Annotated in this window: 4 protein-coding genes; 2 read left to right on the plus strand and 2 right to left on the minus strand. The window is 70.9% G+C overall.

From position 1 onward, the window contains the following. Positions 1–1,011: hypothetical protein (locus HUU96_RS14670; protein WP_174293474.1), on the plus strand; the 1,011-nt coding region annotated here is incomplete at its 5' end. Between the two features lie 67 nt (positions 1,012–1,078). Then, positions 1,079–1,633 (plus strand): DUF4337 domain-containing protein, encoded by a 555-nt coding sequence (locus tag HUU96_RS14675; protein WP_174293475.1) that lies wholly within the window; start codon positions 1,079–1,081, stop codon positions 1,631–1,633. 2 nt (positions 1,634–1,635) lie between these two features. Here the strand turns inward: HUU96_RS14675 and HUU96_RS14680 are convergent, their stop codons facing one another. Both HUU96_RS14680 and HUU96_RS14685 read right to left on the minus strand, forming a co-directional pair. Further along, positions 1,636–1,797, minus strand: a complete 162-nt coding sequence (locus tag HUU96_RS14680) for a hypothetical protein (RefSeq protein WP_174293476.1) — start codon at positions 1,795–1,797, stop codon at positions 1,636–1,638. A gap of 88 nt (positions 1,798–1,885) precedes the next feature. Then, entirely contained in the window at positions 1,886–2,521 is a 636-nt protein-coding gene (locus tag HUU96_RS14685; RefSeq protein ID WP_174293477.1) for a peptidylprolyl isomerase, read from the minus strand. Between the last annotated feature and the right edge of the window lie 89 nt (positions 2,522–2,610).

Consider the following 2,610-nt stretch of genomic DNA (forward strand, 5'->3'; position numbering starts at 1 on the left):
GTGCTGGTGCTGCGGCTGCCCGCGCTGGCCGAGCGAGGCGCGCGCGGAGCGATCGTCGCGAGCGGGGCGGCGGCGTGCCTGCTCGCCGGGCTGGCGATCCAGACCAAATATACGCCGCTGGTGGAGGGTGCGTTCTTCGGCCTCGCGCATCTGGCGTACCTACGCCGTGCTGGGGCGAACTGGCTCGCGACGCTGGCAGCCGTTGGCTTGTGGGCGATGCTGGGCCTGCTGCCGACGCTCGCCGCGATTCTCGCCTTTGCGCGGCTGGGACCAGTGGCTTCTCAGGCGTTCTGGTTCGCCAACTTCACGTCGGTGGCGCTGCGCAGCGGCTATCCCGCCGCCAAGATCGCCGCACGGCTTGCGGGCACCTGGTCGCAGCTGCTGCCGCTGCTCGTCTGCGCCGGCGTCACCTTGCGGCAGCGCCGTTCGGCCGAGACGATGCTCGCGCTCGGCTGGCTGGCGGCGGCCCTGGTCGCCTATGCGATGATCGGTGCGTTCTTCGACCATTATGCGCTGCCGGTGGTCGCGCCGCTGGCGACGCTGGCCGCGCCGACCTTTGCGCGACATCGGCGCGCGATGATCGCGACGCTGGCGATCGGCACGGCGGTGTTCGCGGCCAAGGCGTCGCTGCGCCCGAACGAAGGTCCGGGCATCCGTGCGCTGGCGCGGGTCGTCGCCGCGCACGACCATGGCCGCTGCCCCTATGTCTTCGCCGGCGACTCGATCGTCTACCTGCTCGCTCATGCCTGCGTACCGACCGCCCGCGCCTTTCCCTCGACCCTGGCCTACCAGGCCGATCGCGACGCGAGCGGCGTCGATCCATTGGCGGAGGTGCGGCGCATCCTGGCGAACCGTCCGCCGGTGATCGTCACCCTCGACCGCCCGCTCGGCGCGTGGAACGAGGAGGTGCGGCGCACGGTCGCGGCGGCGCTGGCGCGTGACTATCGCCTCGCCTTCGCCGCGCCGCGCGAAGGCGGGCACGAGCTCGCCTATGTCCGGATCGGCGATTGATGACGCGCTCGTCACTTGACCGGTCGGTTGCCGGGCGCTTCGCTGCACCACTCACGAGGAGGACGCGATGAGCGAGGAGTATGAGGTGCGCGGCCCCCATGAGGAAGCGGTCGAGCATCGGGCCGAGCATCGCGAGCCGCTGGCGCAGCAGATCGCTTTGTTCTCCGCGGTGCTGGCGACGATCGGCGCGGTCGTCAGCCTGCTTGGCGGCCATACCCAGAACGACGCGCTCTATTACAAGAACGAGGCGGTGCTGCTGAAGGCGCGCGCGTCCGACAACTGGAGCTATTACCAGGCGGAGGAGATCAAGCGCCACCTGCTCGAGGCCACCGCGCCGCTGTCGCACGATGCCGGCGCAGCGGCGAAGATCGCGAGCTATGCCGCGCGCAGCCGCATCTTGCAGGCCGACGCACAGGCGCTGGACCACCGCTCCGAGGAGGCGGACGCCGAGTCGCAGCACGCGCTGCACCCGCATGTGAAGCTGTCGGTGGCGATGACCTTCGTCCAGATCGCGATCGCGCTCGCCTCGATCACCGCGCTTACCCGCCGCCGCTGGCTGTTTGCGCTGGCCGGCGCTTCGGCGGCAATCGGCTGCGTGCTGGCGCTGGTCGCCTGGTCGTAGGGCTAGCGCAGCCGGAGCCGGCGGCTTCCCGTCCAGCCGTTGATCGAGTGGCCGTGGTGCGGCGCGCCGAACATGCCGTGATGAGGACCGCGCGCCGCCACCGGCACCGACATGCCGGCGAGGACGATGCTCAACGCTATGCCGCGCGCGATGGCGATCTTCATGTCCGGTCCCCGCGACGCGCCGCCCCCCGGCCGTCGATTGCGCTGTGGAGCATGATCGAGTGCCGCTGGCAAGCGGGTCGCCCGCCGCCTATCGATTCTTGAACACCAGCCATGTCTTAAACCGGCCGCTGGGGTGCGGCGTGCCGTCGAGCCGCTCGGCGCGGATGATGCGGATCGGGGCGAGGATCAACTGGCCCTTCATCTCGTCGAAGCCGCCGCCGGTCGGCACCGCCAGGATGCGCCGGACCACGTCCATGCCGGCGACGACATGGCCGAACGCGGCGTAACCCGCCGCCGCCCCGCGCGCGTCCATGTTCGGCGCAGGTCCAACCAGGATCGAGAAATTGGCCGTCGCCGAGTTCGGGCTCGGCCCGTGCGCCATGCTGATCGTGCCGTCGACATGATGGATGCCGGTATGGTCGGTGCGCTCCATCGCCACCGGGTCGATGCTGCGCGTCGCATCGGTGCCGATGCCGCCCTGGATGAAGCCGAACTGCGCCGCCGCCTGTCGCCGCGCCGAGCGGTAGAAGCGGGTGTCGTCGAGCCGCCCGTCATCGACATAGGTCAGGAAGTTGGCGGTCGTCCCGGGCGCATGGCGAGCGTCGAGCGCCACCACGATCGCGCCGATGGACGTGACCAGCCGCACCCGGACATACCCCGGCAACGGTCGGTCGACCGGCGCGGCCGCACCAAGCAGCAGTGCGGCAAGGATCAGCCCACGCAAACTACTTGACCTGCGCGTCCGCCACCGCCTGCGCGCGCGCCGCCTCCGCGCCGTTGGCGAGGTCGGCCGCGCTCCAGCCGCCGCCCAGG

Source organism: Sphingomonas bacterium (assembly GCF_903644135.1).
Lineage (GTDB): Bacteria > Pseudomonadota > Alphaproteobacteria > Sphingomonadales > Sphingomonadaceae > Sphingomonas.